Here is a 26,874-nt window from a genome sequence, read left to right as displayed (position 1 = left end):
TATTGAGGATAATATATGGATTTTGAAAATATTTTAAAGCAGATAGTCACACTTATTGATAAATATGACGGCGTAGTAATTGGTTATATTCTTCATTTCTGCTTTGCTATTATCATTTTTATCATTGGTCGAATTATTGCCAAGTTCATTAGCCGTCAGCTAAAACGCATATTAACCATTCGCCAAGTTGATCCTACCGTTGTAAAATTTGTTAGTGCTTTATCTTATTACGCCATTATCATAATGACATTAGTTGCCGTATTAGGGCAATTAGGTGTACAAACTGCATCAATTGTTGCTGTCATTGGTGCTGCCGGTTTAGCGGTCGGTTTAGCATTACAAGGTTCATTATCGAATTTCGCTGCCGGAGTAATTTTGATCATTTTCCGTCCGTTTAAAGTCGGCGAGACAGTGGTGATTAACAATCAAAGAGGAGTAATTGATTCAATTCAAATTTTCTCAACCTCAATTGTCACACCGACTAATGAAGTGGTTGTCATCCCGAATGGGCAAGTGGTAAGTGCCAATATTATTAATTATAGTCGTTTACCTGAAAGACGTTTAGATCTAGTGATTAATGTTGGTTATAACTCCGATATCCAGAAAGTTTATCAGGTACTTAATCAAGCGGTTAATCAAACCAGCAATATATTAACCACTAAAAAACCAATTATTCGTTTAGATGTACTTGATGCATCATCAATGAATTTTAATGTTTTAGTTTGGACACTAAACGAAAATTATGGCGCTTTAAAAGCAGAGTTACTCGAAAATATCAAAAACGCATTAACTGAGAATAATATTAATATTCCTTATCCAACAATGGATGTCAATGTCACCGCCAACCACTAATGAGTGAGTTGTGTTTTTACTTCCGTCGATCAACGTCGACGGAAATTGAAACAACCTCTTTTTCATATAAAATATCCTGATTCATATTTAAGGCTGGTTTTTCACAGTCAGGACATCCAACCACTTTCGCTGGCACACCAGCAACCGTTGTATGCTCAGGAACAGGCTCTAACACGACCGAACCAGCACCAATTTTTGCCCCTTTTCCGATTTCAATATTGCCTAATATCGTAGAGTGAGCCCCTATCATTACCCCTTCACGAATTTTAGGATGCCGATCACCATTTTCTTTACCTGTACCACCTAAGGTCACAGATTGCAAAATCGATACATCATTTTCAATAACGACCGTTTCACCAATTACAATACCGGTTGCATGGTCAAACATTACACCACAGCCAATTTGGGCTGCTGGATGAATATCAACACCAAAAACAATGGCGATTTGACTTTGTAAAAAAATAGCCAGCGACTTACGATCTTGTTTCCAAAGCCAATGGGCAATTCGATAAGCCTGTAACGATAAAAAGCCTTTGTAATAAAGTAACGGGGTCGAATAGTAGTTTGTTGCTGGATCGCGGACATAAACCGCTAAGATATCTGTCACGGCTGATTGAATAATCGTGGTATCTGCCTCATAAGCTTGCCTGGCAATTTCACGAATTTCAATTGCCGGCATTACTTGGGTAACAAGTTTATTCGCTAAAATATAACTTAATGCACTACCCAAGTTTTTATGATTGAGTAAAGTTGCATGGAAATAACTCGCTAACATTGGCTCACTTTCAACTAATTGAGAAGCTTCCTGCCGAATGGTGTGCCATAACATATCTGCTTCAACCACTTTTTTCGTAATGTTCACAATGACGACCTATAAATATTAATCACAATAGTCAACATTGTTTCGCAAACTTATCAAGTAAGCAAGTGTTGTATTTTATTATCATCATTTAAATAGCAAAATGGAAACAATCTGCTTCCATTTTTTTGACGATTTTTACGATGATAATGAAGATTTCAGCTTAGCTTTTTTTTCATCACACAAGGTGAATATAGCAATGACCAAAATCAATAGAACAATACCGGCAAGGGCATAAAATGTGGTTGAATATCCGGTAGTATCAAATAGTTTTCCGACTAACCATGAAAGCACAATAACCCCAATATTTGATGAGATATTAAAGCCAACTAAATATAATGTCGAAGACAATCTTTCATCAAAATTCGCAACAACATATTTAAATACGGCTAAAATAAATAACGGGGTTTCAATAGCATGAAAAAGTTTCACTAATGAAATCAAATACACATTATCTAATGTTGCTGATAATGCAATTCGGCAAATCATCACTAACGCCGCCACTAATAACGCTCTTTTAGCGCCAATTTTATAAATAATGTATGGGGCTAAAATCATACAGATAGCTTCTAAAAAAACTTGGAAAGAGTTCAAATAACCATATACTTTGTAACCCCATTCTTGTTGAGTAAAAAAAGTGGTATAGAAATTAGGAAATAATTGCTGATCGTAAATGGTATAAAAACTATTGGTTCCAATAATAAAGAAAACAAATAACCAAAACTTTTTCATGCCAAATAAGGACACTATTTCACTCATCGTTGGAATAGTTGATGTTTTTTCAACAACAAGATTTTTATCATTTCCCGATGAGGACTCCGAATAATGTTTAGGTTTAAATAGGATATTAATGGTAAAAAAGATTGCGGCAACAGCCGATGCCATCCAAAAGTTAATATGCGGGTTTATACCAAATAAAATACCGGCAACAAAGGTTGCTGCGGCATAACCAAATGATCCCCAAAAACGAGCAGGACCAAATTCAAAACCAAATAATCGACTTATTCGCTCAATAAAAGAATCAACTAAAGCACATCCAGAGATAAACCCAGCGCTTAATACCGGCGCACCAATGCAAGCACCAAGAATAAAATCGTGTCTTAATAATGGTTCATAGACATAAATCATAAATGGACCAATCAGCAACATCATAATACTTTGAAACGTAATAACTGCTTTACCGATTTGTAATTTATCTTGAATAATGCCATAAAAGATCATAAAAAACATAGCGGCGGCAGAGTTGGCTGCGTAAACAATTCCTAACTGCTCGCCCGATAATCCAATTGTACTTTTAAGCCATATGGCGTAAAAAGACCACCAAAGAGACCATGCTGCATAAAAGGTTATAAGATAACCTGATGAGAACCAATAATTTTTATTTTCTACCGTTTCTATCGTTTTCATATTTTAGTACTCTTATATTATGGAAGTTTAACGTTAACATGTTAATGTTAACATTATTGTCATAAATGAAACTAAATAGATAGAATCAGATATCATAAATGTTACATTCCTCACACTTTTTATCATTTTTATTTGTGGTATCATCACATTAAGTAATTACTAATTATTCACCTTTTTAATGCTGAGCAAAAGGATTTAACTATGGCTTCACTTAAGGATGTCGCAAAGTTAGCATCGGTTTCATTGATGACTGTTTCGCGTGCAATCAATAATCCTGAAAAATTAAATAAAGAAACATATAAACGGGTAAAAAAAGCAATTGAACAACTCAATTATGTTCCCGATTTATCTGCACGAAAAATACGTGGTGATCATTCTGGTCCACATGCTATCGGTGTCTTAGCATTAGAAACCGCCACGACACCGTTTTCAGTTGAACTGCTACAAGCTATTGAACGAACAGCCCAGCAACATGGCTGGAATACGTTTATTGTCAATTTATTTGACGATAAAGACGCGAATCATGCCATTAACACGCTATTGTCTTATCGCCCTAATGGCATTATTTACACCACCATGGGACTAAGAAAAGTTGAGCTTCCTGAAAGATTACTTGGTAAAAATGTGGTGCTCGCCAACTGTATTAGTGATTCCGAACAATTAGCTTGTTATATTCCTGATGACTACTCTGGTCAATACCAAGCAATGCAGCAAGTCATTAATAAAGGTTATCAAAAACCGCTTTGTATCTATTTATCCGAACATACTTTAGCCGGTAGCATTAGACGTCAGGCAGCAGAACAAGCTTGGCTTGATGCAGGTAAAAATTTAGATGACCTAATTAGTTATCATACATCCACATCTCAAGGTAATCTTGCGCAAGAATATATGATGACAGTTGAAATATTAAAACACCACTGTGTTAGAAAACCTGAATTTGATGTATTAATTTGTGGTAATGATCGGATCGCTTTTGTTGCTTATCAATATTTATTAAGTAATGGTTTCCATATTCCTAACGATGTTGCTATTTTAGGCTATGATAATATGGTGGGTACTGGCGAGCTTTTTTATCCCCCTTTAACGACGGTACAGCTTCCCCATTATGAAATAGGCGAACAAGCAGCTTTACATATCATCACAGGTCAAACCCAAAAAACAGTAACACAAGTTGCTTCAGCATTTTTACAACGCCAATCTTTATAGACACAGTGACAAACCCACCAGACGAGATGGTGGGTTAATGACTCATGATTGATAGATTGATTTTAATTGCCAGCTTTCTAATTTAATGATTTTAGCCTGCCCATTTTCTGCAAATAAATTCACCTTTCTTGTCGCAGGTAATTTAGGGTAAATACGGCTAGACAAGCTATATAAATCCTTATTCACAAAAACTTCTACGGATGATGCATCAACATAAATATGTAAGCTTAACTTATCGGTTTTTGGTAATGGTACACTACGGTAACCTTTAAGCTCTAAACCAGAAAGACTTCTATCAAGTACAATGCGATTAGATTGTAAATCAATAAATAACAACGTTGCTTGTTTACCATCTTCAGTTGCTGCCAGTTGCAAGCCAAAACGTTCTGCATTACTTTCAGAGAGATCAATTTCGACATTAAGTTCACAACTAATTGATTCAATCGACGTATTTTTCAATTCACTACTCAACAATATATTGGTTAATGATTGAGGTTTTTCACGTAATACTTCAAGTTCTTTAATCGGTCTGTTGCGAACATTATTGTCTGCATCTAAGATCAATTCACGGGGTAAGGTAAATGCCCCCATCCATTTATCTTTTTTGCTCGGCATGACTGATTCCCACATATCCATCCAAGCAAAAATAATTCGGCGTCCATCTGCTGCAAGAAACGATTGAGGGGCATAAAAATCATGACCAAAATCCATTTCTTGAAAAGATTTAATAACAGAAAATTTTTGTCCTGGTTGCCAATCACCAACAATATAACCTGATTGAAACCGATTACGATATTGGTAACCTTTAGCTTTCATACCTTGCGGAGAAAACATTAAAATCCATTTGTCACCTAACGGAAAAAAATCAGGGCATTCAAGCATATAAACATCAGGATCGATATCACTTATCACAACATGATCAAATTGCCATTTTTTAAGATCTTGTGAGCGATACAGTAAAACTTTGCCCACATCGTTGCGATCTCGCTGGCCGACAACCATCCACCATATCCCATCTTGTTGCCAAACCTTAGGATCGCGAAAATGCATGATGCCATCTTCTGGCGTTAAAATCGTTCCCTGTTTTTCAAAATGAATACCGTCTTTACTGATAGCAAGGCATTGGGTTTGCCGAATTTGCTCATCGTTACCTTGACCATTTAACCAAATATGCCCCGTATAAATTAAATATAATTCGCCATCTTTTTCGACTGCCGAACCGGAAAAACAGCCACTTTTATCAAACTCTTGATCGGGTGCAATGGCTATGGGTAATCTTCGCCATGTCACTAAATCATCACTAACAGCGTGCCCCCAATGCATCGGTCCCCAGTTTTCATCATAAGGATGATGTTGATAAAAGGCATGATACTGCCCTTTAAAGTAAATCAAACCATTTGGATCGTTCATCCATCCCGATTGTGGTGCTAAATGAAAATGTGGGTAATACTGTTTATTCATGATCGTTTCTAATTGCAAAACAGCTTGATTTGCTTTATCAATAGCAGTAGACATAAAATCCCCTTTGTTCATCCGATATCAGATTTATCTGATTATATGGTATATTAATTTAATTGTTAACGTTAACTATAGATAAATTAAGCGATAAAATATGTGATGAAAGTCACACATTTTTAACGTTAACAATGAATTTTTTTTGAAATGATTTAGTCTATGGCGAATGACTAATTATTAAACTTGGTTTAATCTGTATGTAGCAGACGATATCAATAAGAAATATCGTCAACCTATTTACAGACCTTAAACCCTATTAACCATATATTTTATCGAGTAATCAAATGAATAATACTAAAGTCTGGTCTCTTGGCGATGCGGTTATTGATTTATTGCCATTTGGCGAAATGAATTATCAAGCTTGTGCAGGGGGTGCACCTGCAAATGTTGCTATTGGCGTGGCTAAGTTAGGTCTTCCTTCGGCGTTTATCGGCCGCGTCGGTAATGATCCGTTTGGTCACTTTATGGAAAAAACATTCAAAGAATATCATGTTGACTGCCAAAGCCTTGAAAAAGATGATCTTCATCGAACCAGTACTGTCGTTGTCGATTTAGGTAAAAACGGCGAACGCAGCTTTACTTTTTTAGTCTCGCCGTCAGCCGATCAATTCCTTTCAAAACAAGCAATACCCCATTTTAATCAAGACATTTTACATTTTTGTTCTTTGGCATTAGTTGGACAAACTTGTCGACAAACACTTAAAACCGCTATTGAAGATCTGACCGCTAAAAATGGGTTAATTAGTTTTGACATTAATTTACGGGAGCAAATGTGGAAAGATAAAGACGAAATGCGCACCATTATTACGCAGTTTTGTCACGATGCAGATATTCTTAAACTGTCTGATGAAGAGCTGTTTTGGTTGACAGAAAGTCAAGATTGGCATGAAGCATTAAATAAACTTCAGCAGCACTATAATGCTCCACTAAAATTGGTGACCAAAGGTCGAGATGGCAGTATTGTCGTATGGCAAGGTAAAACCTTTTCGTTTGATTCCTACCATGTGAATAGTGTTGACACAACAGGGGCTGGCGATGCTTTTGTCGCAGGTTTGTTAAGTAGCATTGCGTCATCGGGAATGCCAGAAGATAAACTCATGCTAGAAAGCATGATGACCATTGCCAGTGCCTGTGGTGCTTTAGCCACAACTCAAAAAGGAGCTTTAACGGCACTGCCGGACAGCGCATTTTTACAATCATTTATTAGCGATAATCCCGCATTAACCGCTAAACAAATGGCGTAATGCAATGACAGAAAAAGAAAAAATGTTAGCTGGGTTATTGTATGATCCTGGTATCCATTTACTGGCTAACGATCGGCTTTATGCTCAAGATCTCTGCTTTCAAATCAATCAATTATCCCCCCTTGCCGAAAAACAGCGATATCAGCTGTTTCAAACGCTACTGGGAAAAACAGGAGAGCAGTTTACGATAATGCCGGGATTCCAATGTGATTACGGTTATAATATTGAAATTGGTGAAAACTTTTTCGCCAATTTTAATTGCATCATGCTTGATGCGGCTAAAATTACATTTGGTGATAATGTGCTTGTTGCACCTAATTGCGGCTTTTACACTTCAGGGCATCCACTGGATAGCCAAACACGATGCCGTGGTCTTGAGTTTGCAAAACCAATTACTATTGGTCACAACGTTTGGATTGGCGGTAATGTAATTATACTGCCAAATGTAACTATCGGTGATAATACCGTTATCGCAGCCGGAAGCATTGTTGATCGTGATATCCCTTCAAATGTGGTCGCCATGGGCGCACCCTGTCGAGAGTATAAAACGCTTTAATTCACCTTAACTGACTGTGCTCTAGCCCATGTATCGATAGCCACAACGTCCTCAATAGTGGTTGGTTCAGGTAAAACAAGTTTATCTAATGTTGCCGATACGTGTTTGGCAATATCCATAAAACCAATTTTATTTTGCAAAAATGCTTCAACCGCCACTTCGTTGGCCGCATTAAGGGTCGTGGTTGCAGCTTGCCCTCGACAAGAAGCCTCAATGGCTAATTTTAAGCAAGGATAACGATTAAAATCAGGTGTATTAAACGTCAGTGATGACATCTGAGTAAAATCTAAATCAGGCACACCAGATGTGATACGTAATGGATAAGACATAGAATAAGCGATCGGTGTCCGCATATCAGGCACACCTAATTGAGCAATAACACTGCCATCTTGATAACGAACCATTGAATGAATAATTGATTGTGGATGGACAATGATTTCCATTTGCTCCGCACTGGCATTAAATAACCAACGTGCTTCAATATATTCTAAACCTTTATTCATCATCGTAGCGGAATCAACGGAAATCTTTTTTCCCATTGACCAATTAGGATGAGCAATCGCTTGTGCAGGTGACACCGAAGATAATTGATTGACTGCCCAATCTCGAAAAGGCCCCCCAGAGCCGGTTAACACAATTTTGGTCACACCATGATCAACCAAATTAGCAAACCCGAGATCATGCTGAACGGCGGTAGGCAGACTTTGAAAAATCGCATTATGTTCACTATCAACCGGTAACAGTTCAGCGCCATATTGCTTTACGGCTTGCATAAACAGATGTCCACAAGTAACCAAAGACTCTTTGTTAGCCAGTAAAATACGTTTTCCTTTTTCAATTGCAGCAAGCGTCGGTTTTAATCCTGCTGCGCCCACAATGGCAGCCATGACTTGGTGAACTTCGGGCAACTGTGCTAAATCACAAATAGCTTGTTCACCACTTAATACTTCAATATCCAATTTTAGATCAACAAGATTTGCTTTAAGCTGTTGTGCAGCTTGTTCACTTGCCATTGCCACATAATGGGGTTTAAATTCTTGGCATTGTTCAGTCATTTTTTTTACATTACTGCCACCCACTAGCACATAAGCATTAAATAATGTTGGATTTTGCCGAATGACCGCCAAAGTGCTACAGCCTATTGATCCTGTTGAACCTAAAATTGCGATGTTTTTCATAATTAATAAATTAAACCAATGTTATTTTCTTTAAAATATGAAACATATTCTAAATCAGGTACTTTATCTGTCATTACCAAATTAAATTCATCAAGGTTACAAATAAAAGCTGGCTTAACTTGGTTAAACTTAGTGTGATCGACAATTAATATATTTTGATTAGATTTTTTCATGGCTTTATGTTTCATATTTAACTCATCAAAATGGTAACAAGTGGTACCTTGAGTTAAATCGATACCCGCTGCCGAAATAAAGGCTTTATTTGGACAAATAACATCGAGCTGATTATTTGAACAAATACTGGTAAAAATTGCATTATTAAGTTGATAATGCCCACCACATAAAATGATTTTACACTTTGGCTTTTTTTGTAATGCCAGAAAGGAATTGAGCGAGTAGCAGATGGCAGTGAAAGAAATATCATCACTAATTTCATCAATGATAAATTGCATAGTCGTACCACAATCAAAAAAAATTGTATCGTTTTCATCAACAAATTGACTAACCAACTTACCAATATAACGTTTTTCAATTACTTGCTTATCTTGCTGATCAGACACAAAATATTGCGATATGGTATGACGTGCCTGATTAACCACATAACCGCCTAAAACAGCCAAACATGAGGAGTGATTATTAAGATCACGACGAATTGTCATTTCAGAAACACCAAGCATTTGTGCTGCTTGTTTTAAATGAATTTTATCGATTATTTTTAATTGTTCAATAAGTGCATTGACTCTTTTTTTGGGTTGTGTTTCCATTGCTATTCCATCTATAGCCATAAGCTACTGTATCAGTAGCTTATGAAGGATGAATTAATAACCGCTAGAGGAAGTTTTATCGCCTGATACAATCGCAATACCCGCGCTAGCGCCTAATCGATTTGCACCAGCATAAACCATTTTTTCAGCCGTTTGACGATCTCTAATGCCACCTGATGCTTTAACACCCATTTTATCACCGACTGTTTCACGCATCAATTTTACATCTTCAACCGTCGCACCAGATACACTAAAACCAGTCGATGTTTTTACAAAAGCAACACCAATTTCCTTGCAAATAGCACAAACTTTCACAATTTCTTCTTTGGTTAACAAGCAAGTTTCTAAAATGACTTTTAACGGAACTGCACCGCATGCTTTAAAAACAGCTTCAATATCCTTTTTCACTGCTTCCCAATCATTGCTTTTTAGCCAACCGACATTGATAACCATATCGATTTCTTCAGCACCTGATTTGACAGCCATTTCGGTTTCAAATGCTTTAGCCGATGTTAACATCGCACCAAGCGGAAAACCAACAACCGAACAAACCTTTACATCACTACCTTTTAATAAGCTAGCGACTAAAGGAACATAACCTGAATTAACACATACAGAATAAAAATGGTACTGCTTAGCTTCTTCGCATAATTTACGTATTTGATCTTCAGTCGCATTCATTGCGAGTAAAGTATGATCAATATACTTTGCATAACCCATAAAATGTCCTTTAATTATTGTTAATGATATCTAGTAAATATTGTTAGTAATGTTAGGATAATAACATTATATGACTATAGATGTTATTATCCTAACATTATATACTTAAATTATGATAATTAAAAACAAAACTCTGTGCTAACTACAGACAATTTAAACAGAAAAATTATTTAATAAAGACCCAGCTTTAATGAATCGTGATTTCTCCATAGCATTATTGACAGGTATTTTTCAAATGCATTCCAATATTTTGTTAGCAATTAAAATACAGTGGTTAACACTTCAGTAGTTTCCAACAGGTTAATAATCTTAAAGTAAAGTTCATCAGCAGTAATTACTTTGTTTTCAAACTGACCAGAAAAAAAATTAACAAATTGCTCATAATACAAATCTGGATACTGCCCGATTGCCGTCTAATACAATGAATGCAATTTTATTGCCTAAAAAATTTAACAGGCGTAGTAACACTAATTTTTAACAAGTTGATAGGATAGGTAAGAAATTGGGTAAGTAATGCGCACTCTAACAATACCCATTGATTTAGAATATTTAAGCATTATTCACTAAATGCAAATCAAAACTTTAAAAGCTAATGATATAAATAAAATAAAAAAAGCCTAGTTAAATCAACTAAGCTTTTCAAACAAAGAATTAAAATTCCATTAACTCTTTTTCTTTATCAACAAGTACAGCATCTAATTTTTTAATGGCTGCGTCAGTTGCTTTTTGAATAAAATCTTGTGATTTACGTTCATCATCTTCTGATATTTGCTTATCTTTTAATAATGCTTTGACTTGATCATTCGCATCACGACGAATATTACGAATTGACACACGACCTTGTTCTGCTTCGTTACGAACAATTTTCGTTAAATCACGACGACGTTCTTCTGTTAGTGGTGGCAATGGTACTCGAATAACCGTACCTGCCGACGCTGGATTGAGCCCTAAATCAGAAGATAAAATTGCTTTTTCAATCATTGGTGTTAATGATTTATCAAATACGGTGATAGCCAATGTTCTTGCATCTTCAGCCACCACATTTGCTAATTGACGAAGCGGCGTTGGGCTACCATAGTATTCAACCATAATACCGTCTAATAAGTTTGGCGATGCCCGTCCTGTTCTAATCTTAGAAATATGAGTTTGAAACGCATCTATACTTTTTTCCATGCGCACTTGCGCTTCTTTTTGAATCTCATTTAGCATAATAAAAACCTTATATTGAATAAATAAGACTAACAGCTTACTGTTGCCTGATTATTAATTAATGTCCCTTCGGGTTCACCTAAAATCACTCGACGTAATGCACCTGGTTTATTCATGTTAAAGACACAAATCGGCAGGTTATGATCACGTGCTAACGTAAACGCAGCTAAATCCATTACTTTTAATTCATCATCAAGCACTTTTTCATAATTTAATGTTTTATAAAGTGTTGCATTTGGATCTTTAACAGGATCAGCCGAATAAACACCATCAACTTTTGTTGCTTTTAACACCACATCTGCTTCAATTTCGATACCACGTAAACACGCTGCTGAGTCAGTTGTAAAAAAAGGATTACCTGTTCCTGCTGAAAGAATAACCACTTTACCATGACGAAGCAAGCTAATTGCTTCTGTCCAGCGATAATCGTCACATACTCCATTAAGTGGAATAGCTGACATTAAACGCGCATTAACCTCAATTCGATGCAACGCATCACGCATTGCAAGACCATTCATTACTGTTGCTAGCATCCCCATATGATCGCCAACAACACGATTCATACCGGCTTTTGCAAGACCTGCTCCACGAAATAGATTACCGCCCCCAATAACAACAGCAACTTGAACATTCATTTCAATAAGTTCTTTAATTTCTTGCGCCATGCGGTCAAGAACGGTGGGATCAATACCAAAACCTTCATCGCCTTGTAGTGCTTCACCACTGAGTTTAAGAAGAATACGTTTATAGAAAGGGGTTACCATATGAAGTCTCACTATTTCGTTATTTAATTACCTGACAAGCTAAAAATGGCTAGCTAGCAATAATTTAAAAAAATTTGTAGATAAACAAAACCGCCTTGACGGCGGTTTGTTACGAAACAATTAAGATTGTTTCGACATCGCAGCAACTTCTGCTGCAAAATCAACTTCCACTTTTTCAATGCCTTCACCCACTTCAAAACGGATGAAAGAAGCAACAGTCGCTTTTTTCTCAGCCAGTAAATCACCAACAGTCTTACTTGGATCCATAACAAATGGTTGACCAGTAAGTGAAACTTCACCAGTAAATTTACGCATACGGCCTTCAACCATTTTTTCAGCGATTTCACGTGGTTTACCTGATTGCATTGCAATTTCGATTTGAATATTGCGCTCATGTTCAACAACATCAGCTGGAACATCGCTTGGGCTAACATATTCTGGTTTGCTTGCAGCAATGTGCATTGCAATATGTTTAACTAATTCTTCATCACAACCACTGTTTGCAGCAACTAATACACCGATACGTGCACCATGTTGGTAACTACCAACTACATCACCTGAAATTTGTTGAATACGACGAATACCGATGTTTTCACCGATTTTTGCAACTAGTGCTGTACGTTCTTCTTCAAATTTTGCTTGTAACGCAGCAAGATCAGTAATGCTATCGTTCAATGCTGCAGTAGCAACTTTTTCGCTAAACTCTAAGAAACCTGCATCTTTAGCAACAAAGTCTGTTTCGCAGTTGATTTCTAAAATTACACCCGATTTTTTATCCGCAGAAATCTTAGAAATAATCACACCTTCAGCCGCTACACGACCTGCTTTTTTAGCCGCTTTTGCTTGACCTGATTTACGCATATTGTCGATAGCAACTTCGATATCACCATTTGCTTCAACTAATGCTTTTTTACATTCCATCATACCTGCGCCAGTTCTTTCACGCAGTTCTTTTACCATAGAAGCGGTAACTTCAGCCATTTTTAAATCCTCTATTTAACCATTGTGATGATTTTCATTAGAATGGGTCGATTATTTATATTATCGACCCTGAAAATATTTGAGTTTATTACTCTGCTGCTGGAGCTTCTTCAACAAAGCTTTCTTCAGATACTGGAGATTGATTTTGTTCACGACCAGCACGAACGGCTTCCGCAACTGCATTTGCATATAATTGAATTGCACGAATTGCGTCATCATTACCTGGAACGATGTAATCAATACCATCTGGATCTGAGTTGGTATCAACAACAGCAACGACTGGAATACCTAAATTGTTAGCTTCTTTGATAGCGATATGTTCATGGTCTGCGCCAATAACAAAAATCACATCGGGTAAGCCACCCATATTTTTAATTCCACCCAAGCTATTTTCTAATTTAGCCATTTCACGAGCACGCATTAGTGCTTCTTTTTTGGTTAATTTGTCAAATGTACCATCACTAGCTTGTGTTTCTAAATCTTTAAGACGTTTGATTGATTGACGTACTGTTTTCCAGTTAGTCAACATACCACCTAACCAACGGTGATTAACGTAGTATTGTCCACAGCTTTCAGCGGCTTGTTTAATCGCTTCGCTTGCTGCTCGTTTTGTACCAACAAATAAAATTTTACCTTTACGTGCAGCCACTTTGTTTAATTCAGCTAACGCTTCGTTAAACATTGGTACTGTTTTTTCAAGGTTGATAATGTGAACTTTGTTACGCGCACCAAAAATAAATGGTTTCATTTTTGGGTTCCAATAACGGGTTTGGTGTCCAAAGTGTACACCTGCTTGTAACATATCGCGCATTGATACTGTAGTCATGATTTCCTCATTTTGACGTTGGGGTTATGCCTCCACATATCCGCTTTAACCGACCTTATTGCATAAAACAAAAGGCACCCCGGAAAAGAGTAATGATATGTGTGTGTTATAACGTTAATTAAAGTTTAAAATTTGTGCTGACTTTCACAACGATTTTTTTGAAAAATGAATGTGAAAAGTAGCGCGCGTTTTATACCATATTTAGATAAAATTTACTAGCGTTATTTTTTATAATATGGAAAGAATAATGTTGTACTTTAAAAAAGTCATATTGAAAATGTAAAAAATTGGGCAAATTTTATGAGGTTTTTAAGTATTTTTTCCATCAAGAAATAAAAACATTGGCTTTATTAATGTGATGTTTTTAATCGTTAAAGATTAGGTTTGTTACTATCATTAACTTAGGTATTTAGACATTCATTAACTTTCTAATTTATGTCTCTATACCTTAAATAGTATTAAATTTTAAAATAACAATTTAAAAAGTGATTGTTATCACTAACAAAATTAAAGATATTCCAAAAGGAATGTTTTATAATGTAAAAAAACCATTCAATAAGTTTTTACTTATCAAATGGTTTAATAAAATTTAGTTGAATAATTGAGTGAACTTCAGACAAATCCAATCCCAAACTGATCCAAAGAACCCAGTTTCTGCAACATTTTGCAGTGCTACTAATGGTTGTTCATTAATCACTTTGCCATCTAATAAAAATTGTATTTTACCTACTGTTCTTCCTTTCATTATCGGTGCATAAATATAGTTATCAATGACATATTTTATTTGTAGATCAGCTGAACGACCTTTTGGTACAGTAACATAAGCACCGTCTATTGAACCTAGTTGGATTTTATTTTCATCTCCATACCAAATGGATTCAGTAAATAAAGGCATATTCGCTTTTATAGGGTTAGCCGTTTCGAAGAATCGAAAGCCCCAAACTAATAATTTTTTGCTTTCTTCTTCCCGACCTTTATAGGTTCGTCCGCCTAATACTGCCGATATTAAACGTGTATTACCCTCGACAGCAGAGGCAACTAAGTTGTAACCGGCTGCTTGGGTATGACCTGTTTTGATTCCGTCTACATTTAATGTAGTATCCCATAGTAAGCCATTACGATTTAATTGCGGTTTAGAGAGATTATAAGTAAATTCTTTTTCTTTATAAATCGCATATTCATCAGGTAAATCACGAATCAATGCGCGGCCTAATAACACCATATCTTTGGCTGTGGTATATTGTCCTGGCGCATCAAGTCCATGTACGGTTTCAAAATGGGTATGTTCCAAACCTATTTTTTTGGCATAGTCATTCATTAAATTAACAAAAGCACCTTGGCTACCTGCGATATGTTCAGCCATTGCAATACAAGCGTCGTTACCTGATTGAATGATGATACCTTTGTTAAGATCCGAAACAGAAACGGTTTTACCCACTTCCAAAAACATTAATGATGATCCTTTTAATACAGGGTTACCCGTTGCCCATGCATCTTTACTGACTACAACCATATCATCATTTTTAATTCGACCTGAGTGTAAAGCTTGACCAACTACATAGCTGGTCATCATTTTGGTAAGACTGGCTGGATCACGTTGTTGTTCAGCGTTATATTCCGCTAAAATTTCGCCTGATTTGGCATCCATTAAAATATAAGATTCAGCATTTAATTGGGGAATAGCTGGAATAGGAAAAGGCATATCAGCAGATGCTGATGTGCAAATTGACAGCATCAAGATAGCAAAAGATAATTTAAATTTCTTTTTCATTTATTTGAATTCCGTTAAATATTTTTAGATAACATATATCGATGTGTGTGAATAGACATCATAATGCCAAAACATGCCATTAAAACGACTAATGATGAGCCACCGTAACTTATTAAAGGTAATGGTACACCAACTACCGGTAAGATTCCACTGACCATACCGATATTAATGAACACGTAGACAAAGAAGACTAAAATCAGACCACCAGATAATATCCGACCAAATGTCGTTTGTGCTTGTGATGCAATAATTAACCCACGAACAATTAAACATAAAAAAAGAATTAACAGAACGATAGTACCAATAAAACCAAATTCTTCTGCAATTACAGAAAAAATAAAGTCAGTATGTCTTTCTGGTAGGAATTCTAATTGTGATTGCGTGCCTTCAAGCCATCCTTTACCCCATATCCCTCCAGAACCAATGGCAGTTTTAGATTGAATAATATGATAACCCGTACCATTTGGATCTCGCTCAGGATTAAAAAGTGTTAACACCCGTTCACGTTGATAATCATGCATTAAAAAGAACCACATGATAGGTAAAAAAGCAGCAATTAAGATGACAGCAACAATGATAAATCGCCAATCAATACCAGCCAAAAAGATAATAAATATTCCTGACATGACAATTAATATAGCTGTACCTAAATCCGGTTGCATTGCAACAAGTAAAGTTGGCACACCAATAATAGCCAAGGTTTGTAATGTGGTTTTTAAAGGTGGAGGACAGCCATCACGATGAATAAATTTAGCAACCATTAATGGCACGGCTATTTTTGCAATTTCTGATGGTTGAAATCGCAATACACCTAAGTCTAACCATCTTTGTGCGCCTTTACTGGTGTAACCAAAAATATCAACAAACAGTAAAATGATAATACAAAAAATATAAAGATAGGGAGCCCATTTTTCATAGGTTCGAGGTGAAAATTGAGCTAAAAATATCATGATAAAAAAACCAAGGAGTATTTGTATCACTCGCTTTTGTATCATATCGATATTTTGCCCACTCGCACTCCAAAGTATATATAAGCTATAACAGAGTAGTAGCGTTATAAATAGAAAAAAAAGGGGATCAATATGTATCTTTTGCCAAAAAGATTTTTTGATGTTATTCATAATTAATTTTCATATCCTGTATCTTGAGCTGCGTCATCGAGATCAGTGGAGTGATTGCCTAATAGATAAAAATCAAGAATTTTACGTGCAACCGCACCACCATTTGAGCTTCCGCCCCCCCCATTTTCAAGTACAATAGCCAATGCTATTTTGGGTTTATCGTAAGGCGCATAAGCAATAAATAATGCATGATCACGTAAATGCTCGGGAATATTGTTCGCATTATAAGTTTCGTTTTCTCTTAAACCATACACTTGTGCTGTTCCTGATTTTCCTGCTGCTTGATATTGAGCGCCAGCATACACTTTACGTGCTGTTCCTCGTGAACCAAACATCACTCTATACATACCTTCTTTCGCTAAATCCCAATAATTTGTTTTAACTTCTGTTAAATTATTTGGCTGTTCAAATTGAACGGGATCAATGTAAAACTGATCTTCATTGGAATTTAAAATATCACTCTTTTTATACAGTAAAAAATGGGGGGTATAAGTTTTTCCATTATTAATTAAGATAGTTAATGCTTTTGCCATTTGCATTGGTGTTGCAGTCCAGTATCCTTGACCAATGCCAACAGGGATAGTGTCTCCTTGTAACCAGGATTTTTTATGACGTTTACTTTTCCATTCTCGACTTGGCATAACAGCGCGTGTCTCTTCACTTGGTGACATATCAATTCCAGTGCGTTGACCATAGCCAAATTTAGTCATCCATAAACTTAAACGATCAATCCCCATATCATAAGCAACTTGATAAAAATAGGTATCTACTGATTCTTCTATCGCTTTTAGTACATCAACCCGACCATGTCCCCATTTTAGCCAGTCTCGGTAACGTCTTTCAGTTCCCGGTAATTGCCACCATCCAGGATCGTTAACCACGCTTTTGGGCGTTACAACCCCTTCACTTAATGCAGCTACAGAGATAAAGGGTTTTACGGTTGAAGCAGGTGGATAAGCCCCCAATAAAGCCCGATTAAATAAAGGTTTGTTCGGATCATTGAGTAATTCATTATATTTTGCACTTGATATCCCTCCAACAAAATCATTTGAATCATAACTAGGGCTTGATACCATCGCTAGGACTTCCCCATTATTGGGATCAATCGCCACCACAGCAGCTTTGCGCCCAGCAAGAAGTTTTTCGATGTAAAGTTGTAATTTGAGATTTATTGATAAATAGATATCTTCGCCTGCTTGCGGTGGATGCTGTTCAAGGAGCCGGACGATACGTCCACGACTATTAACTTCAACTTTTTCATAACCAGCTGTGCCATGTAATATGTTTTCATAATAGCGTTCAATGCCCATTTTTCCGATATTGAGCGTCGCAACATAATTACTGGTTTTATTTTCTTCTTCTAACCGCTTTTTATCTTGACTATTTATTTTTGAGATATACCCCAGAATGTGAGTTAGTGATGCACCATAAGGGTAATAGCGGTGTTGTATTTTAACAATTGAGGCAAAAGGAAATCTGTGTTGATCGACAACAAATCGTGCAATTTGTTCTTTACTAAGGTTATCTTTTAGCGGAACGGGTCTGTGAGCGCGATAATTTCGTCTTTCTTTTTGGAAATTTTCAATATCTTCATCTGTCAAATCAACCACTTTTTTTAATTGTTCAAATTGTTCATTCAGATTTTTGGTTTTATCAGGAATAATGTTTAGTTGATAGGTGATATTATTACTGGCTAATGGCGTTCCATTACGGTCATAAATCATGCCGCGACTAGGAGGAATAGGTATAATTTCGATACGATTATTATTTGATTTAGTACTGTAATAACTAAAATTAGCAATTTGAAGATCCGCTAAATTCACTAATAAAATAATAATCAAAAAGATAATTACCACAAAAGCAAACAAAGCTCTACGCAGGAATAAGTTTGTTTCTGCTGAATGATCCCGAATATTAGTTCGCTTTTTTTTTGTTGTAATAGGGATAATAATACTCCTTAAATACTGCTTTTTGATTGATGCTCTTGTTGTTCCCATTGTTCATAAGCGTTGACAATTCTGGCAACTACCGGATGACGAACAACATCTTCACTATTAAAAAAGTTAAAACTAATTTCATCAACTTGGCTTAAAACTTCAATTGCATGACGTAAACCGGATTTTTGGTGACGCGGTAAATCAATTTGAGTGATATCCCCTGTTATAACAGCTTTTGAGTTAAAGCCAATGCGTGTTAGAAACATCTTCATTTGTTCTATTGTGGTGTTTTGGCTTTCATCGAGAATAATAAATGCATCATTTAGGGTACGACCACGCATATACGCTAGTGGCGCAACTTCAATCACGCTTTTTTCAATCAGTTTTTCGACTTTTTCAAAACCCAGCATTTCAAATAGCGCATCATAAAGTGGGCGTAAATACGGGTCGACTTTCTGGCTTAAATCACCTGGTAAGAATCCAAGTTTTTCACCCGCTTCAACAGCGGGTCGAGTCAGTACTATCCGACGAATCTGTTGCTTTTCTAATGCATCAACAGCAGCTGCCACCGCTAAATAGGTTTTACCCGTTCCCGCAGGTCCAATACCAAACGAGATATCATAATCTAAAACATGCGCAATATATTGAGCCTGATTGGGCGTTCTTGGTTTGATTACCCCACGTTTTGTTTTAATCATCACCATTTTACTTCCATGCTGATCAGTATAAGCAGGAAGATGTTCTTTCATTTTTTCAAGCACACCGGATTCTTTTATCGCTAAATGAATGTATTCGGGTTCAATATCAATAATGTTGTTTTTGGTTTTAGTTTGTTGATAAAGTGACATTAAAATCTGATCGGCTGCGTTAACACAAATCTGATCACCGGTAATTAAAAATAGATTACCTCGATGATTAATTTCAATACCAAGTCGACGTTCAAGTTGTTTTACGTTGTCATCATGAGGGCCACAAAGACTATTTAATCTTTGATTATCATCTGGTTCAAGCACGGTTTGATGTGTAATAATTTTCAATGATAAGCCCTCTAAACATTCATGTTAATTGCTAAGATATCCTTCACATAAAGGACATTTTTCAACACCTTTCAAAAATTCCTTTTTACAATGATGACAAGTAACAATATTTCCCGATACTATCTGATCAACCAGTTTTGTAGCCTGTTGTTCATCTAATCCTTGCGTTTTTAGTTTATTGATCATCATTGAGATTGGTGTACCACTTTTTAATTCTTGCTCAACATCTTTACCAATTTCTTCTTCTAATGTAGGCGGTACATATTTTAAAACATTTTCATTATATTCTGAATGACAATGATTACATCTAATGTATCTTCCTAATGTTTGAAAACTGAATATTGGTATAAAAAACAATGTAAAATATCTTGCCACTTTAACTTGCGTATATTGTTGTTGTTTTTCATCAGTTTTGATGTTTTGCTGTGTACAACAACTAGGGCAATTAAATTGCCCTGTTTTTTCGTTTACTTCACGACCTCTGGAGCCGAATATAATAAGCATTTTTTTCTTTCCTTTCCATTATGATAAAATATTATTTTTTAATAATTCAATATGTTATTTTTATTATGGTTGGTAGATACCGACACCTAAATCGTTTTCTTTACGGGTTCTTGAGATTACAGACATAGGAGATTCACTCACACGCAGATCCATTTCATCCTCGGTACGCACAACTTTACCTCTTAATGAATTTGGATAAACATCGGTAATTTCAACATCAACAAATTTACCAATCATATTAGGATGACCTTCAAAGTTAACAATACGATTATTCTCAGTTCTGCCCGTTAGTTCCATCAGATCTTTCTTAGATGGTCCTTCGACTAAAATGCGTTGCACGGTATTTAACATACGACGGCTAAATTGCATTGCTTGTTGATTGATACGTTCTTGTAGGATATAAAGACGTTGTTTTTTCTCGTCTTCAGAAACGTTATCTTCCATTTCTGCCGCTGGTGTACCAGGGCGTGCAGAATAGACAAAGCTATAGCTTAAGTCAAAATTGACATCAGCAATTAATTTCATGGTTTGTTCAAAATCTTCTTGTGTTTCACCCGGGAATCCAACAATAAAATCAGAACTAATTTGAATGTCTGGACGGACTTTGCGTAGTTTTCGGATAATTGATTTGTATTCAAGTGCCGTATGCGTACGTTTCATTAAATTTAAAACACGATCCGATCCACTTTGCACCGGTAGATGTAAAAAGTTAACTAATTCAGGCGTATCACGATAAACATCGATAATATCATCAGTAAACTCAATTGGATGACTAGTTGTAAAACGAATACGGTCAATACCATCAATGGCAGCGACTAACCGAAGTAGTTCTGCAAATGAACAAATATCGCCATCGAAGGTTGGTCCTCGATAAGCATTGACATTTTGACCAAGCAGATTAACTTCACGCACACCTTGTTCTGCCAGTTGAGCTATTTCATAAATTACATCGTCACAAGGTCGGCTCACTTCTTCACCACGGGTATAAGGTACCACACAATAGGTACAATATTTATTACATCCTTCCATAATCGAGACAAACGCTGTCGGACCTTCACTACGAGGTTCAGGTAAGCGATCAAACTTTTCAATTTCAGGAAAGCTTACATCGACAACATGATTTCCTTTTCCACTTCGAATTTGCTCTATCATTTCCGGTAAACGGTGAAAAGTCTGCGGACCGAAAATAATATCGACAAAAGGTGCACGTTTACGAATATGCGCACCTTCTTGAGAAGCCACACATCCACCAACCCCAATGATAATTTCGGGATTATGTTGTTTTAAATTTTTCCAACGTCCTAATTGATGAAAAACTTTTTCTTGCGCTTTTTCTCGAATCGAGCAAGTATTTAATAATAAAATATCTGCTTCTTCTGCGTTGTCTGTTAATGTTAAACCGTGGGTGGATTCAAGGAGATCTGCCATTTTGGTTGAATCATATTCATTCATTTGGCAGCCCCAAGTTCTGATATGTAATTTTTTGCTCATCAATAACTCAGCTATATTTAATTGTTAAAATGAAAACGGGTTTAAATCCGCGATTTTAGCGTGCCATATTGTAATCCTTTGTGAATGTAGGGTCTATAATAAAATAATAATTGTTATCTAAAAAAAATAATTTCAATTTAACCTTTTTAATTTATGCTTAAAACAGTTAACATAAAATTACTAATTAATTGTTATATTTTTCATTTTTTTGGATTATAGTTACTACTACTGATTTGTATCATTTGGTTCTACCATAGGATTTTTCAGTATTAACATAGTTGTCAGCAGGAACTACACAAAGTTATGCTACCAACTTGAATGACTAACCATTTGTTAGAATTTCTCGTCAGAACTTATTTTAAATATTTCAAAATGATTTGAATAATTCAGAAATATTTAAACAAAATAAATCCATCTAGTGTAGTCGTTTTTAAGACTATTGCTATTTAGATTTTAAATGACATAATGAGGGCGAGTGACTTAGGTTACTCGTCTTTTTGTAACGATAATCTTTATATTTATTTCAGATGCTCTTAATAACTCTATCAATCAATTAAATATTTTTAATTTTTAGTCACTAAATTACCTTTCATATTTTTATTCTAAATGATATACTACTTAGCAGTTACTAAATGCTTTCTTTATTAAATTAAAGATTGACTTTAGTTAACAGTAGGTGCAAATTTGTTGGAGGACTACAACTAACAATACTTTAGCACTGAATTGACTGGCCATTAAGCTAGATTTTCTCGTTAATGTTTGTTGGGATAAATTTAACGAGAAGTAACTCGTTATTTATCAGTAGTCCTCCTTTTTAAAGGAATCGATATAACTGCTAAATACAGTTTATAACATACTCTTTTGGTAGTTTTCAAAGTTCTTCCAATTGAGTGAGAGAGTAACTTCTGTTACTCTCTTTTTTTTAATTTTATGAATATGTTTTCGAATTAAAGCAAAAGCTTTTTTTGCAACGATGCGAAACAGTTATAATTCTTGGTAACTTTTACCATTCACAATAATTTATGTTATTATCCGCCTTAATTTAATTATTGAAAGTGCCTAGATATGTCAAAAACGTTCAGTCCAACAAAACGCCTTTTAGTTAAAGGTATTCTTGCGACTTGTTTATTGTCTGTCACTCGTGTTGGTCTTGCTTCAGCAATGGCACAAATGGTCGCTGTTCGTATTTGGCCTTCCTCTACTTACACACGAATTACGTTAGAATCTAATAGTAAGCTTAAATACAAAAGTGCTGCATTATTTAACCCAGATCGATTAGTGATCGATATTGATAATATCAATTCAAATCCTGTTTTAAAAAGTATTTCATCGAAAGTATTAAGTCACGATCCTTACATCAAATCAATTCAAGTTATCCAGTTGGATGCTAAAACGGTCAGAATCATGATCGAAGCTAAGCAAGGAATAGACCCCAATACTTTTACGTTACCCCCTGTAGCCGAATTTAAAAACCGTTTAGTCATCGATCTTTATCCTTCAAAACAATCTTCAATAACAGATGATGATCCTTTATTAGCACTGTTAGAAGAATATACAAAAGGTGATCTAAACCAACAGCAAGCTGAGATCAAACCACCCATTAATAAAAAGAAAAATAGCCCGATTATTGTGATGCTCGATCCCGGTCATGGCGGTGAAGATCCGGGTGCGATTGGCTATAACAAAACCAGAGAAAAGGATATTGTTTTACAAATTGCACGCAGAACTTTTAATTTATTGAAAAAAGAGCCGAATGTTAAAGTTTATATGACCCGTAATGAAGATGTGTTTATCCCATTGAAAGTACGAGTAGCTAAAGCACGATCTTTACATGCCGATCTTTTTATTTCTATCCATGCAGATGCATTTACCAGTCGATCAGTTAGAGGATCTTCTGTATTTTCATTATCCACCCGAGGGGCGACAAGTTCGGCAGCAAATTATTTGGCTCAAACACAAAATAATGCCGATCAAATAGGTGGCGTGAGTCGCAGTGGTGATAAATATTTAGATAATACTATTTTAGATTTAGTCCAAAAAACAACTATTAGCAACGGTGTATTATTAGGTAATGCTATATTAAATCGACTAAAAGGCGTCAATAGTTTACATAAACCTTCACTTGAAAAAGCAGGTTTTGCTGTTTTAAAAGCCCCTGATATTCCTTCTGTTTTGGTGGAAACCGCTTTTATTAGTAATATTAACGAAGAAAAAAAATTAAAAACCGCTTCTTTCCAGAATCAAGTATCAAAAGCGATTGTTAGTGGTATCAAAGATTACCTGAAAAAGCGTAAAAATTAATATTTCTTTCTCAGGTAAGAATTAAAATTATCGTCAATTAACTTTAGTAATAATCGTTAAACATCTATCCGCATTTAATTGTGGAATAGTCAGTTTGATATTCTGTTTAAGTTCGAACCCTTCAGGGATAGGATCTTGTTCACTACCTTTTAAAGCATAAAACGATCCCTGTTGATTTGGTAGATGCTGACACCAAGTGAGCATATCTTGTAATGAAGCAAACGCTCGGCTAATGACACCATCAAACTGTTGTTCGGTATAGTCTTCTATGCGGCTTTGCACCGGATTAATATTATTCAGTTTTAATTCAAATTTTACCTGTTTTAAAAAACGGATACGTTTTCCTAAACTGTCAACTAAATCAAATTGTTTATCCGGATTGATGATCGCTAATGGAATACCAGGTAACCCTGGTCCTGTTCCAACATCAATAAAATGTTCGCCCACTAAATAGGGCGATACCACTAAACTATCCATAATGTGTTTTACTAACATTTCGTTGGGATCACGCACAGCAGTTAAATTATAGGCTTTATTCCATTTATTCAGCATTTCAACATACTCAATAAGCAGATCAATTTGCTGATCTGTGATCAAAAGATCTGTTTGATCAATAAGATTAGTGAGTTTCTTTTTTAACATAATTCTTCTTTTTTAAATAAACTAATAACATTGATATTGCCGCTGGTGTTATGCCTGAAATACGTGAAGCTTGCCCGATCGATACTGGTTTATGCTGTTTCAATTTAGCGACAACTTCGTTTGATAATCCAGAAATTTCAGTATAATCAATATGCTCAGGAATTAATGTTTCTTCGTTACGTTTTTGGCGCTCGATTTCTTCAATTTGAAGTTTAATATATCCATCATATTTAACTTGAATTTCAACTTGTTCTGCAGCACTAGGATCAGTTAATCCAGGCGCAAATAGTAATAATGATTTCAATGTGTTATAGCTCATTTCAGGGCGTTTAAGTAACTCTTCACCATTTGCTTCTTTGGTTAAATTAGCACTTAAAACGGCATTCACTTCATCAATAGTTTCAATATGTGGATGCACCCGTATATCGCGTAAACGTGCTCTTTCTTGTTCTATCGCTTCAAATTTTTCGTTAAATTTTTGCCAACGATAATCATCAACCATGCCTAGCTTACGACCAATTTCAGTTAAGCGAATATCAGCGTTATCTTCACGTAACATCAAACGATATTCAGCACGAGAAGTAAACATTCGGTAAGGTTCATTGGTGCCTAACGTACAAAGATCATCAACCAGTACACCTAAATAAGCTTGATCACGCGTTGGATACCATTGATCTTGATCATAAACAAACCGTGCGGCATTTAAACCTGCTAACATGCCTTGAGCTGCTGCCTCTTCATACCCTGTTGTCCCATTAATTTGTCCAGCTAAAAATAGCCCTTTGATCACTTTACTTTCAAGTGTAGGTTTGAGATCACGAGGATCAAAATAATCATATTCGATCGCATACCCAGGTCTGATGATATTAGCATTTTCAAGACCTTTCATACTACGTACAAAAGCAAGTTGCGTATCAAATGGTAAACTGGTTGAGATCCCATTTGGGTATATTTCGTTACTATCTAATCCTTCTGGCTCTAAATAGATCTGATGAGAATTACGATCTGAAAAACGCATAATTTTGTCTTCAATTGAAGGACAATATCTTGGACCTACGCCTTCAATCACCCCTGTGTACATTGGACTTCGATCTAAGCTATTACGAATGATCTCATGTGTCGTTTCGTTTGTGCTTGTTATATAACATGGGATCTGTTTTGGGTGCTGATTAGCATTACCTAAAAACGAAAATACCGGAACAGGATCATCTCCATATTGTGTACCTAATTTAGAAAAATCAATTGTTCGGGCATCAATACGCGGTGGTGTACCTGTTTTTAATCTTCCCATTCTAAATGGGTATTGATGTAATGATTTAGATAGTCCAATTGAGGCAGGATCCCCTGTTCTTCCTCCACTGTAATTATCTAAACCAATATGGATTTTTCCATTTAGAAAAGTGCCAGCCGTTAAGACGACGGCTTTAGCTTTAAAAGAGACGCCCATTTGCGTTTTAACTCCGGTGATCTGATCGTTTTCAATGATCACATCTTCTACGGATTGTTGAAAGAGCATTAAGTTTTCTTGGTTTTCAAGTGTTGTTCTGATCGCTTTTCGATAAAGCGATCGATCCGCTTGTGCACGTGTTGCTCTGACCGCTGGACCTTTACTGCTATTAAGGATCCTAAATTGGATCCCTGCAAGATCAATCGCATGAGCCATTAATCCGCCCATGGCATCGATTTCTTTTACCAAGTGACCTTTACCAATACCACCTATAGCAGGATTACAGGACATTTGTCCTAATGTATTGATATTATGGGTTAAAAGTAGTGTTTTGCGGCCCATTCTTGCTGATGCCATGGCAGCTTCTGTGCCAGCATGACCGCCGCCGACAATAATGACATCAAAAAGATCTGGATAAAACATATAAAGCCTCGTTGTTATTTTCTATGAAGATGATTGTTAGTTCAGACATGTTGTTTTGATCTAAATTAGCGTTAGCGATTTTACTCATCTTTTTGAATACGTCAAATGATCTAATTTGA

The 26,874-nt window shown here is 35.9% G+C and carries 23 protein-coding genes; 5 read left to right on the top strand and 18 right to left on the bottom strand.

Annotated features, from left to right (window positions below; genetic code table 11):
- Positions 1-15: 15 nt before the first annotated feature.
- The gene (locus J3U36_RS05125) at positions 16-852 is read left to right on the top strand and encodes a mechanosensitive ion channel domain-containing protein (protein ID WP_267379516.1); all 837 of its coding nucleotides are present in this window, start codon (positions 16-18) and stop codon (positions 850-852) included.
- Positions 853-868: 16 nt separating this feature from the next.
- Here J3U36_RS05125 and cysE read toward each other — a convergent pair whose 3' ends face one another.
- Both cysE and J3U36_RS05115 read right to left on the bottom strand, forming a co-directional pair.
- Positions 869-1,681 carry a serine O-acetyltransferase gene (gene cysE, locus J3U36_RS05120; RefSeq protein WP_363317352.1) on the bottom strand — a complete coding sequence of 271 codons (813 nt, stop codon included), beginning with the start codon at positions 1,679-1,681 and terminating at the stop codon, positions 869-871.
- A 168-nt stretch (positions 1,682-1,849) separates the two neighbouring features.
- The gene (locus J3U36_RS05115) at positions 1,850-3,118 is read right to left on the bottom strand and encodes an oligosaccharide MFS transporter (protein WP_267379512.1); all 1,269 of its coding nucleotides are present in this window, start codon (positions 3,116-3,118) and stop codon (positions 1,850-1,852) included.
- A gap of 201 nt (positions 3,119-3,319) precedes the next feature.
- Between J3U36_RS05115 and J3U36_RS05110 the strand changes: the two genes are divergently transcribed.
- Positions 3,320-4,324, top strand: coding sequence for a LacI family DNA-binding transcriptional regulator (locus J3U36_RS05110; protein ID WP_267379509.1), 1,005 nt, complete (start codon positions 3,320-3,322; stop codon positions 4,322-4,324).
- A 42-nt stretch (positions 4,325-4,366) separates the two neighbouring features.
- On the opposite strand, the gene J3U36_RS05105 is transcribed toward J3U36_RS05110, so the two are convergent.
- Complete coding sequence (locus J3U36_RS05105; protein ID WP_267379506.1) at positions 4,367-5,839, bottom strand: glycoside hydrolase family 32 protein; 1,473 nt, start codon at positions 5,837-5,839, stop codon at positions 4,367-4,369.
- Between the two features lie 284 nt (positions 5,840-6,123).
- Between J3U36_RS05105 and J3U36_RS05100 the strand changes: the two genes are divergently transcribed.
- Positions 6,124-7,083: an aminoimidazole riboside kinase gene (locus J3U36_RS05100; protein WP_267350181.1), complete on the top strand. Its 960-nt coding sequence runs from the start codon at positions 6,124-6,126 to the stop codon at positions 7,081-7,083.
- Positions 7,084-7,087: 4 nt separating this feature from the next.
- Positions 7,088-7,639 carry a sugar O-acetyltransferase gene (locus J3U36_RS05095; RefSeq protein ID WP_267359013.1) on the top strand — a complete coding sequence of 184 codons (552 nt, stop codon included), beginning with the start codon at positions 7,088-7,090 and terminating at the stop codon, positions 7,637-7,639.
- Here J3U36_RS05095 and ispC read toward each other — a convergent pair.
- The 13 genes from ispC to miaB form a co-directional block, all read right to left on the bottom strand.
- Positions 7,636-8,817 carry a 1-deoxy-D-xylulose-5-phosphate reductoisomerase gene (gene ispC / locus J3U36_RS05090; RefSeq protein ID WP_267379502.1) on the bottom strand — a complete coding sequence of 394 codons (1,182 nt, stop codon included), beginning with the start codon at positions 8,815-8,817 and terminating at the stop codon, positions 7,636-7,638. The two genes, J3U36_RS05095 and ispC, sit on opposite strands and share 4 nt — an antisense overlap.
- Positions 8,818-8,819: 2 nt before the next feature.
- Positions 8,820-9,581, bottom strand: coding sequence for a DNA-binding transcriptional repressor DeoR (gene deoR, locus J3U36_RS05085; RefSeq protein WP_267379499.1), 762 nt, complete (start codon positions 9,579-9,581; stop codon positions 8,820-8,822).
- 54 nt (positions 9,582-9,635) lie between these two features.
- Positions 9,636-10,301, bottom strand: coding sequence for a deoxyribose-phosphate aldolase (deoC, locus tag J3U36_RS05080; protein ID WP_220216240.1), 666 nt, complete (start codon positions 10,299-10,301; stop codon positions 9,636-9,638).
- A 651-nt stretch (positions 10,302-10,952) separates the two neighbouring features.
- The gene (gene frr / locus J3U36_RS05075) at positions 10,953-11,510 is read right to left on the bottom strand and encodes a ribosome recycling factor (protein ID WP_065558475.1); all 558 of its coding nucleotides are present in this window, start codon (positions 11,508-11,510) and stop codon (positions 10,953-10,955) included.
- A gap of 29 nt (positions 11,511-11,539) precedes the next feature.
- Positions 11,540-12,274: a UMP kinase gene (pyrH, locus tag J3U36_RS05070; protein ID WP_065633747.1), complete on the bottom strand. Its 735-nt coding sequence runs from the start codon at positions 12,272-12,274 to the stop codon at positions 11,540-11,542.
- 120 nt (positions 12,275-12,394) lie between these two features.
- Positions 12,395-13,255: a translation elongation factor Ts gene (gene tsf / locus J3U36_RS05065; RefSeq protein WP_220216239.1), complete on the bottom strand. Its 861-nt coding sequence runs from the start codon at positions 13,253-13,255 to the stop codon at positions 12,395-12,397.
- 88 nt (positions 13,256-13,343) lie between these two features.
- Positions 13,344-14,081: a 30S ribosomal protein S2 gene (gene rpsB, locus J3U36_RS05060; protein WP_065558472.1), complete on the bottom strand. Its 738-nt coding sequence runs from the start codon at positions 14,079-14,081 to the stop codon at positions 13,344-13,346.
- A gap of 589 nt (positions 14,082-14,670) precedes the next feature.
- Positions 14,671-15,852, bottom strand: a complete 1,182-nt coding sequence (locus J3U36_RS05055; protein WP_267379494.1) for a serine hydrolase — start codon at positions 15,850-15,852, stop codon at positions 14,671-14,673.
- Between the two features lie 14 nt (positions 15,853-15,866).
- Positions 15,867-16,973, bottom strand: coding sequence for a peptidoglycan glycosyltransferase MrdB (gene mrdB / locus J3U36_RS05050; protein WP_267351159.1), 1,107 nt, complete (start codon positions 16,971-16,973; stop codon positions 15,867-15,869).
- Positions 16,974-16,975: 2 nt separating this feature from the next.
- A complete protein-coding gene (mrdA, locus tag J3U36_RS05045) occupies positions 16,976-18,970 on the bottom strand; it encodes a penicillin-binding protein 2 (RefSeq protein WP_267379492.1) in 1,995 nt (664 codons plus the stop codon).
- Positions 18,931-19,947 carry a PhoH family protein gene (locus tag J3U36_RS05040; protein WP_267379489.1) on the bottom strand — a complete coding sequence of 339 codons (1,017 nt, stop codon included), beginning with the start codon at positions 19,945-19,947 and terminating at the stop codon, positions 18,931-18,933. The genes mrdA and J3U36_RS05040 overlap by 40 nt, the downstream gene beginning before the upstream one ends.
- 24 nt (positions 19,948-19,971) lie before the next feature.
- A complete protein-coding gene (locus J3U36_RS05035; protein ID WP_267379486.1) occupies positions 19,972-20,451 on the bottom strand; it encodes a zinc-ribbon domain-containing protein in 480 nt (159 codons plus the stop codon).
- Positions 20,452-20,514: 63 nt separating this feature from the next.
- Complete coding sequence (miaB, locus tag J3U36_RS05030) at positions 20,515-21,942, bottom strand: tRNA (N6-isopentenyl adenosine(37)-C2)-methylthiotransferase MiaB (protein ID WP_267379483.1); 1,428 nt, start codon at positions 21,940-21,942, stop codon at positions 20,515-20,517.
- A 1,065-nt stretch (positions 21,943-23,007) separates the two neighbouring features.
- On the opposite strand from miaB, the gene J3U36_RS05025 reads away from it, so the two are divergent.
- On the top strand, positions 23,008-24,243 hold the full coding sequence (locus tag J3U36_RS05025) for an N-acetylmuramoyl-L-alanine amidase (protein WP_267360529.1): 1,236 nt from the start codon (positions 23,008-23,010) through the stop codon (positions 24,241-24,243).
- A gap of 33 nt (positions 24,244-24,276) precedes the next feature.
- Here J3U36_RS05025 and rsmG read toward each other — a convergent pair whose 3' ends face one another.
- Together rsmG and mnmG are read right to left on the bottom strand one after the other, a co-directional pair.
- Positions 24,277-24,885 (bottom strand): 16S rRNA (guanine(527)-N(7))-methyltransferase RsmG, encoded by a 609-nt coding sequence (rsmG, locus tag J3U36_RS05020; protein ID WP_267379479.1) that lies wholly within the window; start codon positions 24,883-24,885, stop codon positions 24,277-24,279.
- On the bottom strand, positions 24,863-26,755 hold the full coding sequence (gene mnmG, locus J3U36_RS05015) for a tRNA uridine-5-carboxymethylaminomethyl(34) synthesis enzyme MnmG (RefSeq protein WP_267379476.1): 1,893 nt from the start codon (positions 26,753-26,755) through the stop codon (positions 24,863-24,865). Before mnmG ends, rsmG begins: the two co-directional genes overlap by 23 nt.
- Positions 26,756-26,874: the final 119 nt, after the last annotated feature.

The organism is Gilliamella sp. B3817 (assembly GCF_026536705.1).
GTDB classification, from domain to species: Bacteria; Pseudomonadota; Gammaproteobacteria; order Enterobacterales; family Orbaceae; genus Gilliamella; species Gilliamella apicola_I.
This window is presented reverse-complemented; position numbering and strand designations above follow the sequence as displayed.